This window comes from Gemmatimonas sp. UBA7669 (assembly GCF_002483225.1).
Classification (GTDB): domain Bacteria; phylum Gemmatimonadota; class Gemmatimonadetes; order Gemmatimonadales; family Gemmatimonadaceae; genus Gemmatimonas.
Map to the genome: position 1 here is coordinate 13,535 of NZ_DLHL01000042.1, position 15,856 is coordinate 29,390.

The 15,856-nt window shown below is 67.3% G+C and carries 9 protein-coding genes and 1 pseudogene; 5 read left to right on the forward strand and 5 right to left on the reverse strand.

Annotation, left to right across the window (positions count from 1 at the left end):
- Positions 1 to 228: 228 nt before the first annotated feature.
- A pseudogene (locus B2747_RS20255) lies at positions 229 to 1,065 on the reverse strand (nitrilase-related carbon-nitrogen hydrolase); the annotation flags it as partial.
- A gap of 65 nt (positions 1,066 to 1,130) precedes the next feature.
- Here B2747_RS20255 and B2747_RS11070 point away from each other — a divergent pair.
- The 3 genes from B2747_RS11070 (at position 1,131) to B2747_RS11080 (ending at position 5,713) form a co-directional block, all read left to right on the forward strand.
- A complete protein-coding gene (locus B2747_RS11070; RefSeq protein ID WP_291160505.1) occupies positions 1,131 to 3,215 on the forward strand; it encodes a penicillin-binding protein 1A in 2,085 nt (694 codons plus the stop codon).
- Between the two features lie 209 nt (positions 3,216 to 3,424).
- Complete coding sequence (gene hemH / locus B2747_RS11075; RefSeq protein ID WP_414652193.1) at positions 3,425 to 4,549, forward strand: ferrochelatase; 1,125 nt, start codon at positions 3,425 to 3,427, stop codon at positions 4,547 to 4,549.
- 3 nt (positions 4,550 to 4,552) lie between these two features.
- The gene (locus B2747_RS11080; protein ID WP_291160508.1) at positions 4,553 to 5,713 is read left to right on the forward strand and encodes a hypothetical protein; all 1,161 of its coding nucleotides are present in this window, start codon (positions 4,553 to 4,555) and stop codon (positions 5,711 to 5,713) included.
- Positions 5,714 to 5,933: 220 nt separating this feature from the next.
- Here B2747_RS11080 and B2747_RS11085 read toward each other — a convergent pair whose 3' ends face one another.
- On the reverse strand, positions 5,934 to 7,193 hold the full coding sequence (locus tag B2747_RS11085; protein WP_291160511.1) for an ABC transporter permease: 1,260 nt from the start codon (positions 7,191 to 7,193) through the stop codon (positions 5,934 to 5,936).
- Positions 7,194 to 7,258: 65 nt separating this feature from the next.
- On the reverse strand, positions 7,259 to 9,808 hold the full coding sequence (gene lon, locus B2747_RS11090) for an endopeptidase La (RefSeq protein ID WP_291160514.1): 2,550 nt from the start codon (positions 9,806 to 9,808) through the stop codon (positions 7,259 to 7,261).
- Positions 9,809 to 10,197: 389 nt separating this feature from the next.
- On the opposite strand from lon, the gene B2747_RS11095 reads away from it, so the two are divergent.
- Both B2747_RS11095 and B2747_RS11100 read left to right on the forward strand, forming a co-directional pair.
- A complete protein-coding gene (locus B2747_RS11095) occupies positions 10,198 to 12,300 on the forward strand; it encodes a serine/threonine-protein kinase (RefSeq protein WP_291160517.1) in 2,103 nt (700 codons plus the stop codon).
- 8 nt (positions 12,301 to 12,308) lie between these two features.
- On the forward strand, positions 12,309 to 14,510 hold the full coding sequence (locus tag B2747_RS11100; protein WP_291160519.1) for a serine/threonine-protein kinase: 2,202 nt from the start codon (positions 12,309 to 12,311) through the stop codon (positions 14,508 to 14,510).
- 51 nt (positions 14,511 to 14,561) lie between these two features.
- Here B2747_RS11100 and B2747_RS11105 read toward each other — a convergent pair whose 3' ends face one another.
- Positions 14,562 to 14,873, reverse strand: a complete 312-nt coding sequence (locus B2747_RS11105; protein ID WP_291160522.1) for a hypothetical protein — start codon at positions 14,871 to 14,873, stop codon at positions 14,562 to 14,564.
- Between the two features lie 54 nt (positions 14,874 to 14,927).
- Positions 14,928 to 15,782: an alpha/beta fold hydrolase gene (locus tag B2747_RS11110; protein WP_291160526.1), complete on the reverse strand. Its 855-nt coding sequence runs from the start codon at positions 15,780 to 15,782 to the stop codon at positions 14,928 to 14,930.
- Positions 15,783 to 15,856 lie beyond the last annotated feature (74 nt).

Below are 15,856 nucleotides of genomic sequence, written 5' to 3' on the forward strand. Positions count from 1 at the left end.
CAGGCCACGCACCACCGACTCGGCGCGCTTGAGGGCCTCGGTGGGCACCGGGAATTCGCCGGTGGTGAACCCCCGCGCGCCACGCAGCAGATCGGCGGCAGCCGGCTCCGGCCCGTCGTACGAAAGCGGAACATTGACGCTGTCGGTAATTCGTCGGACGTTGTCCAGTACATGCGGCAGCGCGACGCGCAGATCACTGAGCAACGGGCTGTCGGCCCGCGCGCGCACCAGATCGTCGAGGTCGAGTGTGAGCGAGACAAAGCTCTCCGTCCACACCGGCGCGCGGCCGCGCACGTCGCCACCGGGGCCCACGAGGTGTGAGGTGCCGAAGAAGCGCTTGCCACCCTCGGTACCCACGAGATTGACGAAACTCGCGTACACGCCGTGCTCCTCGGCAATGTCGCGAATGAGGCGCTCCCAGCGCGCGGCGCTGTAGGGGCCGGGCACGCCGTCATCACGAGGCCAGACGCCACGTGCTGGAGCGGCCGACGACACGAACACCACCTGGGCGCCGTCGAGTGCGGCAAGGGTGCCACTCAACGAGTGCCAGGCGTCTTCGCAGACCAGCAGAGCGGCACGCCCCCAGGGCGTTTCGAAGGCGCGGATGTCGGTGCCGCGCTCCACAAAGCGCTCTTCGTCGAAGAGCCCGTAGGTGGGCAGGAAATTCTTGCGGTGCACGTGACGGATGACCGGCGGTCCGTCATCGAGGCCCATGGTGATGTAGGCGGCGCTGTTGTGCAGCGTATCGCGCCAGCGTTCGTAGAAGCCGATCACCACGTCGAGTGGCACGGCGTCGAGGCCGGCGTTCGCGCAGGCCGTGCGGTAGGCCTCGTCAAGATCGTAGGCCAATGCGCCAGCGGAGCAGGCGACCTCGCGTACGCCGCCTTCCACGAAGTAGCCGGAGAGGGCCGTTTCGGGAAACTGCACGACCTGTGGGCGTGGCTCGAGGGCCGAGGCCTGCGCACACAGGCGACCGATACGGGCAAGGTTGCCGGCCACGTCGCCCTTGCGGGGCGCGAACTGGCAGAGAGCGATGGTCAGCGGACGAATTGGGTCACCGGGCATGGTGAAAAGATAGCATGTGACCCTCGTCACCGAACGGGCGCGCCGTCGCCGTGTATGATTCCCCCATGGCCGTGCCACATGAATCCAGACTGCGCCGCCGCGCCGCGATGATGGGGACGTTGCTGTTGGCGGCGCTGACTGCGCCCGGCCCTGTCGTGTCGCAGGCGTCGTCGCAGGCGTCTCCCTCCGCGTCACAGCCCGCGGAGCCCTGGCGCATCATCACACCGCCGCAGGTGACCCAGGTGCTGGCACGCGACGGGACGCTGATCGGTGAAATTGGTCGCGAGCGTCGCCTCAGTGTGCCGCTGCGTTCACTGCCCCGCTATGTGGGGCAGGCCTTCATTGCCGTCGAAGACAAGCGCTTCTACCAGCACGATGGTGTGGACCTGGTGGGCGTGGCCGGCGCACTCAAGGACGCGGTGACCAAGGGTGATTTGCGTGGGGCCAGCACCATCACGCAGTTGCTGGTGGGCAACATGCATCCCGACATCATCGATCGCCGCGACCGTTCGCCATCGCGCAAACTGCGCGAGCAGGCCGCCGCGCGTGAGATGGAGCGCCATTACTCGAAGGAACAGATTCTCGAAGCGTTTCTCAATCAGATCTCCTTTGGGAGTGGCGCGTTTGGCATCGAGATGGCGGCGCGTCAGTACTTCGGCAAGGGCGCGGCGGATCTCACGCTGGCCGAGGCGGCGTCGCTGGCGTCCATGCCCAAGAGTCCCGTGTTGTACGACCCGGTTCGCAATGCGGATCGCAACCGGCAGCGGCGCAACACGGTGCTCGCGCTCATGGCCGAGCAGGGCTACATCACGGCGGCCCAGGCGGCGGCAGCGCAGCGAGAACCGCTCCGCACCGTGTCCCGCACCGTGAGTCTCGCCCCGTGGGTGACCGACGTGGTGCGCGTGCAGGCCGAGCGTGCGGGTGTGCCGGTGATGCAGGGTGGATTTCGCATTCACACCACCGTGGACGCAGCGCTGCAGCGTCAGGCGCAGGAGGCGCTGGCCGAAGGCATTGCAGAGATCGAGTCGCGCCCGGGGTTTCGCGGCAAACGCTGTGCGGGTGAGGCCTCGGCGTCGTCTGCGGCCAGCAAGCGCCCGCGGGTTGACGACTGTCTTGAAGGAGCCGTCGTGGTGCTCGATCCGGCCAGCGGGGATGTGCGCGCGCTGGTGGGCGGACGTGACTATGCGCGATCGAGCTTCAATCGTGCCGTGGATGGCAATCGCCAGCCCGGTTCGAGCTTCAAGGCCTTTGTGTATGCACAGGCGCTGGCACAGGGACTGACCGCCAATGCCATGGTGGCCGATACGGCGCTGCGTGTGCGTCTCGACAACGGTCAGGTGTATGCACCCGACAATGCCGACAACAGCTTTCTTGGTGCGATGACGGTGCGCGAAGCCCTGGCGCGCTCACGCAATCCGGTGGCGGTCCAACTGGCGTTGGCGGTGGGCATGGACTCCGTGGCCGCCCTCGCGCGTCGCGCGGGCTTGCGCGCGCCCATTGCGCTCTACCCCTCGAGTGCACTCGGCGCGAGTGTGGTGCAGCCGCTCGATTTTGTGGCGGCCTACGCCGCGTTCGACAACGGTGGCGTGAGTGTCGATCCGCGCTTCATGCAGCGCATTGAGGATCGCAACGGCCGGGTCGTGCACTCCGCGAGTGGTGGTGCCATGCGCGCCGCCATGGATCCGCGTGTGGCGTTCATCGTGCGCGACATGATGCAGGACGCCGTCACGCGAGGGACCGCCACGGCCGTGCGTCGTCTCGTGCCCGATCATGTGCCGGTGGCCGGCAAGACCGGCACCACCAACGACAATGCCGACGTGTGGTTTGTGGGCATGACGCCCGAGCTGGTCACGGGCGTGTGGCTCGGCTTCGACAAGCCGGCCATGATTGCCCCGGGCGCGGCGGGTGGGACGCTGGCTGGGCCCATTGCCGGGCGCATTCTGGCGGCGGCGTACGCCGGCAAGTCGGCCGGCTCCTGGACGCCGCCTCCCGGCCTCGTGCCGGTGGAACTCGATCGCAGCACCGGCCAACTGGCCACTGCCAACACGGCGCCGGCGCAGCGTTATACGGAGTGGTTCCTGCTTGGTACCGAACCCGGTGCGCAGGCCTGGCCGCTGAGTCTCTTCCGACTCGGGCCTATTGGTCACTAGCCGCATTCATTGACGAGTTGTTTTGTCGGGAATCTGTACCGTAACTGTACGGGGATCACGCAGGTAGAGAACCGGAATGGAATGGCCGGGGGGAGGTGTCGAGCTTTCGTCCCATGACACCTCCGACCTCTCGCCCCGCGCCTCGTTCAGGCTCCGCTTCGGCACAAGACGCCAGGCAATCCCGCGCCCGCGGCGGGACCGGCATTGTCATGATGAACCTCGGTGGACCGGCGACGCTCGACGATGTCGAACCGTTCCTCGTACGCCTCTTCCTGGACAAGGAGATCATCCAGCTCCCGTTTCAGGACGTCCTCGGCAAGTTCATCGCCACGCGTCGTGCTCCCAAGGTGCGCAAGCTGTACGAGGCCATTGGTGGTGGTTCGCCCATTCTGCGCTGGACGACCGCGCAGGGTGAGGCCATGTGCCGACGTCTCGACGAGATGTCGCCCGGGACGGCGCCGCATCGCTTCTACGTGGCATTTCGCTACACGCAGCCGTTTGCCGATGATGCGCTGCGCGCCATGCAGGCCGACGGCGTGGAGCGCGCCGTGGCCTTCACGCAGTATCCACAGTGGTCCTGCTCCACGACGGGTTCGAGTCTCAACGACCTGTGGCGTGCGGCCAAGCGGACGGGCCTCGAGGATGCCTTCACGTGGAGCATCATCGATCGCTGGGGTGAGCATCCGGGCTTCGTGTCGGCCATGGCGAGCACGGTGGAAGACGGCCTGGAGGCGTATCCCGAAGCGGAGCGTGACGATGTGCTGGTGATGTTCTCGGCGCACTCGCTGCCGCTGTCGGTGATCGATCGGGGCGATGCGTATCCAGCGGAAATCGCGGCGTCGGTCAGTCGGGTGGTGGAGACCATCGGGCTCAGGAATCCGTGGATGGTGACGTATCAGTCGGAGGTGGGCCCGGTGCGTTGGCTCGGTCCCAGCACGGAGACGGTCATCGAGCAGCTGGCGGCGCGTGGGCAGAGGAATCTGCTCGTGGTGCCCATTGCATTCACCAGCGATCACATCGAGACGCTGTCGGAGCTCGACATCGAGTACGCCACGCTCGCGCGTGAGCACGGGATGACGGGCTTTCATCGTGCGCCGGCGCTCAATGCGCGGCCCGAGTTTCTCGATGCGCTGGCCGACATCGTGCACGCGCATCTCACGTCGGGCGCGCCGTACAGCACGCAGTACCGCACGCGCTGCCCGGGTTGCGTGAACGCGGCCTGCCGCGGTGTGCCGTCCAAGGTCGTCTCGGCTGACAGCGTCTCCTGCGCAGCGGAAGCCGCCGAAGACGCTGAACGCGAGATGATCAACTCGATGACCTCGTCGGCCGCGTAACCCGTGTTCCTGCTGCCGTTTCATGTGGTGGGCTGCGCGCATGAGAGCACGCGCGCGGATGTGGTGGGGCAGTTGCGTCCCGACCCGCTGCGTCAGCGTGCGCTGCTGCGCGAGCTGGCCGCACAGGGTGTAGAGGCCGTGCTGCTGGCCACCTGCCACCGCAGCGAGTTGTACTGGTGGGGCGACCATGATCTCGAGCCGTGGTTCGAGACGAACATCGTCGGTGCACATCGCCATGCGGTCAACGTGTCGCGGCACGACGCCGACCTCGCCGTGCGTCACCTGTTTGGTGTAGCGGCCGGCATGCACTCGGTGCGCTTTGGTGAGCCGGAAATTCTGGGTCAGGTGCGTCAGGCCTGGCTGACCGCGCGTGACGCTGGGGCCGTGCGCGGTGAATTGGACAGCGTTTTCCGCCATGCGGTTGACGCGGCGCGCCACATCCGCGCGGCCATTGGCGACGAGGTGGATGGCACGCTGGGTGATCGCGTGGTGGCGCGCCTGGCGTCATTCGTGGAGCGCGAAGCTGCACGCAGTGGTGGACCACTCCCGGTAGTGGTGGTGGGATCGGGCGATGCGGCGCGTGGTGTGCTGGACGCCATGGCCCGGGCCGTGCTGCCGGTGCAGGTCGGCGTCACCAATCGCACGATGTCGCGCGCGGAAACGGTGGCCATTGCGCATGGCGCCGAGGTGATTGCCTGGGAGCAGCGTGAGCAGGCCATGGCGGAGGCGCGTGTGGTGATCTTTGCCATCCATGCCTCCACGCCGTTGCTGCGGGGTGAGGCGCTTGCCGTGCTGAGTGCTGCAGGGCCGGCGCGTTTGTGGGTGGATCTCGGGGTGCCGGGTGCGGTGGATCCCGCCGTGTCGGCCACGCCGTCGGCACGCGACGCGTGGGCGGCGGGCGGGCTCGACTTCGTCACGTTGGACGAGTTGTCGCAGGATGTGGGGCCGGAGCGCCGGGCGCAGCGCAGTCGCAAGGCCACCTGGGCGCTGCAACTGGAGCTGGCGCGATTTGCGCGGGCCACGCATCGGCATGCGCTGGGGGCGCGGCTTGGAGCGCTCGAAGCGCAGGCGGTGGCCGTGGCTACGTCGCAGACGGAGGCCAGCCGGGATGAAGTGGCGCGGAGGGTGACGCGGTTGGTGTTGAGGGAATTGACGAGGCAGTGAGAGGGCGGGCGCTCGATAACTGCGGCCGCTCGATCCACCGTTCTGGGCCGTGAGCTATGAGTTCTGGGTGAGAGTGGTGTTGGCCGCAACACCACGCAATCCGGAAGTTGCGGATCGCGAGATCCCGCCCTTGCACCACTCACACTCAAACCCCATCACACAGATCCCAGAACGGTGGATCGAGCGACCGCAGTTCTCGAGCGTCGCGCCCGCGTCCGCCCTATTCATGCCGAATCGCGTCGATCGGACTGAGTCGCGCCGCACGTCGCGCGGGATACGTGCCAAACACCAATCCCACGACAATGGGTGCCAGCGACGCCACGATGAGCGTGGACAGCGAGAAGCTGGCCTGCAGGAAGCCCGCGTCGGATTGCGCGCGAATGATGGCGGTGATGCCAAAGGCCGCCACCAAGCCAAGGGCAATGCCCACCGCACTGCCGGTGCCGGCCACCGCCACCGACTCGGCGAGGAACTGCAGCAGAATGTCCCGGCGTCGCGCGCCCATGGCCTTGCGAATGCCGATTTCGCGCGTGCGCTCGCTCACCGAAGCCAACAGCACGTTCATGATGCCGATGCCGCCCACGATGAGCGAAATGCCCGTGATGGCGCCAAGGAACAGCTTGAACATGAGAATGCCCTGCATGGCCTGCTGCAGTCTCGCCCGCGACGTTTGCACCAGCACCTTTTCGCTACGCTTGCCCCAGCGTTCGGCCACCCACCCCTGCACCTCGGCTTCGAGCGCCGGCACCTGTTCCACGCGGGGCGCACGCACGATCAGCGTGGTGGGGCGTGGGGTCGCCATGGGCGGCAGCACGGCATGCGCGGTGGCAAAGGGAATGAGCGCCGACTGACTGCCATCGCGCTCGCCTTCAAACGGCTCCAGCACGCCAATCACTTCGGTTGGCTGACCATTGATGCGCACATTGCGTCCGACGATGCTGTGCGGGGCCCGCCCGTCCATGAGATCGCGAGCCAGCAACCAGGACAGCACCGCCACCTTGGCACCACGCGATGCCTCGGCGTCGGTAAAGAATCGGCCGGCATCGAGCTCGAGGTGGCTGAACTCCTCAATGCGGGCCAATGAACCCGTAATCGAGGTCTGCCGCCGTTTGCCGGTCTCGGGCAGGTCCACGGTGGTTGTGCCACTCACCTGCAGGGCGACCGCGTCAGCCAGCGGCACGTCCTTCACGTCGGCCGCGTCCTGTGGGCCAAAGATCGGATAGTCGCGAACCGGGAAGACCTGACCGTCCACCCGCTCGGTCGTGCGGGCCGCGATGCTCACGGTCTGCACATCGGTGGTTCGCTCGATTTGTGATCGCGCGGCCTGCTCCATGCCGTCGCCGAGGCAGAGGACCGCGACCAGGGAGGCCACACCGATCACGACACCGAGGGTGGAGAGAATGGTGCGCAGCGGATTGACGCGCATGGCGTCCACGCCCACCCAGGCGCCGGTCCGAATACTGGTCAGGAAATGAATCATGGGCCCAACTACGAGGGCCGCCCGCCGGGAGTTCCAGCGGACGGCCCCAATCTCCAGCAAAGGCCTCAGACGCCGACGAGTTCCGGTTCGGGCTCGGCGACCGGGGCGTCCACCAGGGCAATGCGCAGCACGTCCCGCAGGGTCTCCACCGGGTGGAAGCGCAGGAGCTGGCGCACCTCCTCCGGCACGTCCTCGAGATCGGCCTCGTTGGCCTTGGGAATGATGACTTCCTTGATGCCGGCACGATGGGCGCCGAGGACCTTCTCCTTCACGCCGCCGATGGGCAGCACGCGCCCACGCAGCGTGATTTCGCCGGTCATGGAGACGTCGCGCCGCACCTTGCGATTGCTCATCTCGCTCACGAGTGCCGTGGCAATCGCGATACCCGCGCTCGGGCCATCCTTGGGAATGGCGCCGGCCGGCACGTGGATGTGTGCCTCGCTCGCACTGGCCACCCGCTCCAGCGGAATGCCCAGCGCTTCGGCGTTGTTGGTGGCATAGGTCAGCGCGGCGCGCGCGCTCTCCTTCATCACATCACCCAGCTGACCGGTGAGAATGAGGGAGATGGGCCCCACACGCACCTGCTCCTCGTCGTCGGTGGGACGCGTGCGGGACCCGCGGCGAATGCTGGCCTCGACGAACATGATGTCGCCACCCATCGGCGTGTAGTACATGCCCGTGGAGATACCCACCTCGTCGTGTTCGGCGGCCCGCTCGGGATGCACCTTGGGTCGGCCGAGCAGTTCACGCACCTCGTCGGCGCTGATGATCTGATCGTCGATGGTGCCGGTGTCGCCCATGGCCACACGCCGTGCCACCTTGCGCGCCACCTTGCCAAGCTCACGCTCGAGCTGACGCACACCGCTTTCGCGCGTGTATTCGCTGATGACCTTCATCACCGCATCGTCGGTGAAGTTGAGATCGCGATTGGACAGGCCCGACTCCTCGAGCTGACGCGGCACGAGATACTTCTTGGCAATCTCCGCCTTCACACGCTCGGTGTAGCCGCTGAACTCCACCACTTCCATGCGGTCGAGCAGCGGACCGGGAATGTTCTGGATGAAGTTGGAGGTGGCGATGAACAGCACCTCGCTCAGGTCGAAGGGCACCCCGAGGTAGTGATCGGTGAAGGAGTCGTTCTGCGCCGGATCGAGCACCTCCAGCAGGGCGCTCGACGGGTCACCCTGGTACGACTGGCCGAGCTTGTCGACTTCGTCGAGCAGGAAGACGGGATTGCGGGTCCCCGCCTGCTTGAGGCCCTGGATGATGCGGCCCGGCATGGCGCCAACATACGTGCGGCGATGGCCGCGAATGTCGGCCTCGTCGCGTGCACCACCGAGGGCCACGCGCACGTATTCGCGGCCCAGCGCGCGGGCGATGGACTTGGCGATGCTGGTCTTGCCCACACCCGGCGGGCCGTTGAAGAGCAGAATGGGGCCGCGGGCCATGGCCCGTGACTTGGCTTCGCGCGTATCGGTGATGGTGCGCTCTTCCCCGTTGGCACCCAGCGCCGGCGTGGCGTCGCTGGTGTCGCCCTTGAGCTTCGAGACGGGGAACTCACCTGTGGTGGCCACTTCACTGGCCACCTGCTGCGCGCGCAACTGACGCACGGCCAGGAACTCGAGGACGCGGTCCTTCACGTCCTTGAGGCCATAGTGATCCTCGTCGAGGATGGTGCCGGCGTTGGCCAGTTCCAGCTGGTCATCGCTGCGCGTGTTCCAGGGCAGCTCGGCAATCCACTCGAGGTAGGTGCGGATGACCTGCGCCTCCATGCTCTCGCGACCGGCGCGCTCGAGGCGACCGAGTTCGCGTTCCACCTCGGCGCGGGCCTCCTTGGGCAGTTCGAGGGCCGTGAGCTTCTCGCGCAGTTCGGCGATTTCCTTGCCGGTGTCGTCGTCGCCCAGCTCCTTCTGAATGGCCTTGAGCTGCTCGCGCAGGAACATCTCGCGCTGCCGCTCGCCAAGCTCTTCCTGCACCTGCGACTTGATGTCTTCCTGCGCTTCGAGCAACCCGATCTGGCGCTGCACGTGCACCAGCACGCGGCGCAGCCGCTCTTCCACGCTCAGCGTTTCGAGCAGGCCCTGCTTCTCGGGCACCGTGAGTTCGATGTAGCCGGCCACGAGGTCGGCAAAGCGGCCGGCGTCTTCCACGGAGTCGAGCACCTGATGCACGACCTCCTCGGGCAGACCGCGCTTCTCGCCGAGTTCGGCGGCGCGCTCGCGTGCTTCCTTGTGGAGGGCGGTGAAGGCGGCGTCCTTGAGGTCGAGCGGCATCATTTCCTCGGCCGGCACGAGCACGGCCGAGAGATATCCGTCGACTTCACTGTACTGCAGCGCGGTGGCCCGCTGTTCGCCCTGCAGCAGCAACTGCACTCCACCGAGGCCACGTTGCACCTGGCCGATGCGGGCAATGACGCCCGTGGTGAAGAGAATGTCGGGTGTGGGTTCTTCGCTGTTGTCGCGCTGGGCGACGGCAAAGACGAGGCGGTCACCCTTGAGCGCCGTTTCGATGGCGCGCAGGGTGCCGGGGCGACCGGCCGCAATGGGTGCGGTGATGCCGGGAAACATGACGGTTCCCCGCAGGGGGAGAACCGGGAGAGTCTGACGCTGTCCCATGAGGAATCCTGAGCAGAAGGAATGACGACTCATACCCCGCACGAACTGCACCGGGACATTACTGCCAAAGTGTCGGGTTCGGAGGGACGACCCTGATCCGATCCTGGCAGCGGCCTGCCGATGTGCCCGGGTCCCGTCACATCGGCAGCGCGTCGCGGTGCGAGTTCGTGACACAGGGGTCCTTTGCGGCACGGTGGAACTTTTCCCGGTCCTGCCTACGTAAGGACGCGGGTCGTCCCAGTTGGCGGCGACCGGCCGGGCTTCCCGGTGCGGTCCGCTGGCCTGGCCGGCCGGCCAGCGATGGCCGGTGACGGCCACCCGTGCTGTTCCGGTTTGTTCCCATGTGCTACACTAGGACAGACCGGCCCGAACTCCCCAGACCCTCTCGAGTGTCCGAACCCGTCCCGCCATCTGCTGAAGACGCCGAGCTGCGCGCCCACGTGGAACAGGCGCTCAGTGCCGCCTATGAGTTGGATCAGGAGATCGGCCGGGGTGGCATGGGCATCGTGTACCGCGCCAAGGACCGCCGTCTCAAGCGTCACGTCGCCATCAAGCTGCTGCCCCCGGAACTGTCGTTCCGGCGGGACGTGCGCTCGCGCTTCCTGCGTGAGGCGGAAACGGCGGCGCAGCTGAGCCATCCCAACATCGTCCCGATCTATTCGGTTGACGAGGTGGGCAGCCTGGTGTTCTTCGTCATGGCCTGCATTGACGGTGACAACCTGGCCACCAAGCTGCAGAAGCGTGGGCCGCTGCCCATCGACGACGTGCGACGCTGGATGATGGAAGTGGGCGACGCGCTTGCGTACGCGCATTCGCGCGGCGTGGTGCACCGCGACATCAAGCCGGACAACATCCTGCTTGACGGCATCGACGGCCGCGCGCTGGTGACCGACTTCGGCATCGCCCGCGCCGCCAGCGACAGCGGCGAAACCTCGCGGCTCACGGCCACGGGCATGGCCATCGGCACGCCCGCCTACATGTCACCCGAGCAGGCGTCGGGCGATCGCGACCTCGATGCGCGCAGCGATCTCTACTCCCTGGGCATCGTGGCCTACCAGATGTTGTGCGGTGAACCGCCGTTCCTCGGCAACAGCACGCCGGCGCTGCTGGTCAAGCATCTGGCCGAGCAGCCGGTGCCGATCAGTCAGCGGCGCGCCGATGTGCCGCCGGTCATGGCGGCCACGGTCATGCGTCTGCTGGAGAAGAACCCCGATCATCGCTTCCAGACGGCGAGCGACATGGTACAGGCGTTGCGCACCGGTGTGCTGCCGCCCGCGCCGCCGGGTTCCACCTCGGCCACCATGCCGGCCCCCGCCGCCCCGGTGTCTTTCAACGGGGCGCCCATTGGTGGGATGCCCATGCCTGCGGGCGCCCCGCCGGGAACGCCTGGCTACCAGGCGCCAGCCTACACGCAGCGCACGCTGACGGGTGAGCCCGCGCAGCGTCTCGAGCCGTTCTGGTACATCCCGTCGGCCGAGGCCCGCGCCGGCGCCATGGCTGCCGATGCCGATGGGTACGTCGCCACAGCCGCCGATCTGGCACGCTGGGAAGCGCCGCCCGTGGTCAAGTTCCGCAAGCATCTCGTGCCGTACCTCGCGGTCAACGGCGCGTTCATGTTCTTCTCCATCTTCGGCAATTCGGACTTCTGGGGCGTGACCACGTTCTGGACCGTGTTCATTGCCTGGAAGTACGCCAAGCTCTGGTCGGATGGATTCGACTGGAAGGACGTGCTGCGTCAGCCGCGGCACCGCCTTTTCGGCGAGGTGCTCGAGGATCTCGGCAACAGCGTGGTGGCGACCTTCAGCCCCAAGAAGCGCGAGGAATTGCGCGCGCAGGGTCGCCTGCGCGGACGTCTGTCGGGTGTGCTGGCCCCGTCGGGACCCGCTCCGGCCACGGGTAATCCGACAGCAGGTGGGCTGGTGCCGCAGGCACCGCTGTCCGAGCAGGACATGGGTGCCTATCGCGATCTGGTGCGCGGAGTGCGCGCGGATCGGGAGGAAATCGGCCGGCTGCTCAGCACCCTGCCACCCGACGAGCGCAAGCGCATTCCGGATGTGGCCAGCACGGCGGTGGATCTGGTGAACAAGGTGGAAACCATCGTGCGGGATCTGGTGCGGCTCGAGGCCTCGGCCGATCCGGGGCAGCTCGCGCGCGTGGAAGCCGAGATCACCACGCTGGAGGCGGAGGCCAATCCGCTCGACAGCGCGCGCAGCGAGTCGCGCGTGCGGCGCCTCGCGCAGCTGCGCCGTGACCGGCGTGCCGTGCTGGACGTGTCGAAGAAGGTGGAGTCGCGCCGCGCACAGCTCGAGAGCTGCCGCCTCGCCCTCGAGAACGTGCGACTCGATCTCGTGCGTCTGCGCACCGGCAACAGCAACGTGCAGAGCGTGACGCTGGTGGCGGAGCAGGCCATGCAGCTGGCGCGCGAAGTGGACATTGCAGTGCAGGCCATGAGCGAAGTGCGGGATCTCACCACGGCGCGCTCGGGATCGTGAGCGTCGGCATGGTGGACACACCAAACGGCGTGCTCGGTCACAAGGCAGTGGGTGCGCCGGATCCCAACAAGGCCGGTGCGTTCGCCACGGACGGACAGGCCCTGCGGGACCGCATCACGGCGGCCATCGGCGACCAGTATCTCATCGGTGCCGAAGTGGGACGCGGCGGCATGGCGGTGGTGTATGCGGCCGAGGATCTGCGGCTGCAGCGCAAGGTGGCGCTGAAGGTGCTGCCGCCCGATCTCGCCTTTCGCAGTGATGTGCGTGAGCGCTTCGTGCGTGAGGCGCAGACGGCGGCGCGGCTCAATCACCCGCACATCGTGCCCATCTATGCCGTGCACGAGGCTCAGGGCATGGTGGCCTTTGCCATGGCACTGGTGCATGGGGAGACGCTCGCGGTGCGACTGCAGCGCGAGTCGCGGCCGCCGTTTCCCGTGGTGGCGTCGGTACTCGAGCAGATGGCCGATGCGCTGGCCTATGCGCATGCGTCGGGAGTGGTGCATCGCGACATCAAGCCCGACAACGTGCTGATGGACCGTGAGACCGGCCGCGCCATGCTGACGGATTTTGGCATCGCGCGCGCCGCCGAGAGTGGATCGCGGCTCACGCAGACCGGCATTGCCGTGGGCACGCCCGCGTTCATGAGCCCTGAGCAGGCCATGGGCGACAAGGATGTCGACGGCCGCAGTGATCTCTATTCGGTGGGCATCGTGGGTTATCTCATGCTCACGGGTCGCCTTCCGTTCGAGGCACCCAACACGCCGGCCATGCTCATGAAGCACGTGAGCGAAACGCCGCTGCCTTTGCGCTCCCTGCGTCCCGATGTACCGCCGGCCTTGTCGGATATCGTTGATCGCTGTCTGGCCAAGCGGCCCGCTGATCGCTGGCAGAGCGCGCTGCAGTTGCGCGACGCGTTGCGTCATGTGCAGCGTGGCGGTCAACTGGATGGCCGCGCGGCGGTGGTGCCATATGCTCCTCCAGCCTCGGCGCCGGCGACTCGTCCGTATTCGCCGAACAGCGCGCGGCCCGACCGCGATGATCACCGCTTCGGGCACCGCGCCGAAGATTGGGCACCGCGCCGCCTGAGCGAGGCGGAGCCCGCGCCGCGCAGTCTGCCGGCACCGGGCGCCCTGCCGCCCATTCCGCAGTTGCCGCCCTTGCCGGCCGGCGCCGATCGCAGTGCCAAGCGCGAGTGGAAGAAGGCCAATCAGGAGGCCATCAAGGATTGGCGACGCGCCGTGCGTCAGCAGCGTGACCTGCAGCAGCAGCTCTGGCGCGAACAGCAGCGGGCGGAAGGGCGTTCCACGTCGCGCTCCCGTCTGGCCTTCTGGCGCCGCGAGTCGCTGGCTCCGGCGGCGCCACCCATGACGCCGGCGCAGATCGCCGATCAGGTCATGGTGTTCCGCAAGCGCGTCAAGGCGCTCGCCATTTCGAGCGGTGTGTCCCTCTCCTCGCTCATTGTCGGCGTCAGTCTCAATTTCGAGCCCATGCTGGTGCCGGTGTTTGCGGGCCTGGCGGGTGCCGCGGTGTATCTGCCGCTCTCGGTGCGCAGCATGCGTCGTCTGTGGCGAGTGGGAATTTCACCGGCGTCGGCCATGGGCGATGCCTGGCAGAAGATCGCAGCCGCCGCCGATACGCGTTCGCACGAAACCAAGCTGCAGGAACTCGTGGCTCGGCATGCGAGCGCAGCGGTGCTTGGCTCGCGCTACGGTGAGACGGTACGCAACGCGGCCGACGATCGCCTCGTCATCCAGGACATCACCAGCCGCCTGCCCGATGCCGAGCGCCTGATGGTGCCCGACGTCGAACCAACGGCCGATGCCCTGCTCGAGCGGGTGGGCGCCCTGGCCAACGGACTCGAGCGCCTCGATCGCGACCTGCCCGGAGCGGCTCTCGACGATCTCGCCCGTCGCATCGCGTCCCTTGAGGCTGAACCCCCCGAGTCACCCGATCGCGAGCGGCGGCTGTCGCTGCTCACGCGGCAGCAGGCCTCGCTGCAGGAGTTGGCCAGCCGCCGCGAAACCATGCAGCGCCAGCTCGACAGCGCGGCCATGGCACTGCGTTCGTTGCGCTTCGACATCGTGAAGCTGCGCACGCTGGGCGTGGACGCGTCAGTCACGGATATCACGAGCGCCACGCAGGAAGCCCGCGCGCTCTCGCGCGATCTGGGCTACGTGCTCGACGCCGCCGAGGAAAGCCGGCGGCTCTGACCTGCCGTGCGTGATGCCCCCCACGCGATACCCTGCGCGCGGGTGATGGCCTCAGAGACTGTCCAGTCGATCTTCGAATTCGGCCACCACCGCGCCGTGTCCGTAGCGTGTGGCGGCGTCGGTGCCCCGCGCAATCGCCTCGCGCACTTCGCTGTCGCGTCCGAGCGTGCGCAAGGTGTCCACATAGCGCAGCCAGCCGTAGCCCTCGTCGTCGTACACGGCGAGATAGGCCTGCAACTCCGCCGCGGCTTCTTCGTGCAGATTGGCCTTGAGCAGTTCGTTGGCCAGCCCGAACCGCACGAGCGCGTTCTGCGGCTGCTTGGCGGCCATGGTGCGCATGGCAGAAAGTCGATCAGTGGTCATGCGAGTGATGTCGGTGTTCGAGGAGCGACGTCGAATGCAGGAGGTGCGGTCCGCTCAGCGCGCCAGCAGTTCACCCACGAGCGTGCCGAGACGGTCCGGGGCTTCTTCCGGGGCAACATGCGCAACGCCCGGCAGCACATGCACACTGAGGTCACGCATGGTGGCCTCCTGCAGCGTGTCACGCAAACGACGCAGGCGCGTATCGCGCAGGAAGGGATCGGTGCTCCCAACCACGAGGGAGGTTTCGCAGCGAATGGCGTTGGGTGCCAGCGCGTCCATGCTGTCATGTCGCGAGGCGGCTAGGGCCCTGAGCTGCGCACACGCTGCGTCACGCCCCTGCTTCAGCATGAAGGGCTTGAGATACACATCGAGTGAGCGCGCGCCCACATCGCGATGCGCAAAGCAGGGCAGCAGCGCGGCGTGCAGCGCCGAGGCCATCCAGGAGGGCGAGAGTCGCGTCCAGAGCGGCACGAGTGCCGCCACGCGCTGAATGCGCCGCGTGAGATAGGCGTCCCGTGGCACGTTGGTGAGCAGCGCGGGATTGACGAGCATGAGCTGCGACACGCGTTCGGGCTGCGTGTGCGCCACCCGCGCCGCGATGGCCGCCCCCATGCCGTGGCCCACCAGTATGGCTTCGCGCACCCCCATGATGTCGAGCAGGGTGGCCACGCGGCTTGTGTGGCCGGCCACCGTCATGGACGCCTCGCCCGGCGGATCGCTGCGGCCGTGACCCAGCAGGTCGAGGACCAGCACCCGGTGGCCCTTGGGCAACCGCGGCAGCACGTCCTGCCACAGGCGCGAGGACGTAAAGCACCCGTGAATGAGGACGATGGGGTGTCCGGCGCCACGCTGACCAAAGGCGTAGCAGTAGAGCCGGGCACCACCAACATCGACAAATTCGCCGCGCATTCAGCGTCGGGACGGGGCGGGGCGGACCATCATGGCATGGAAGGCTAATGCCCCACACGCCACGAGGGCACCGT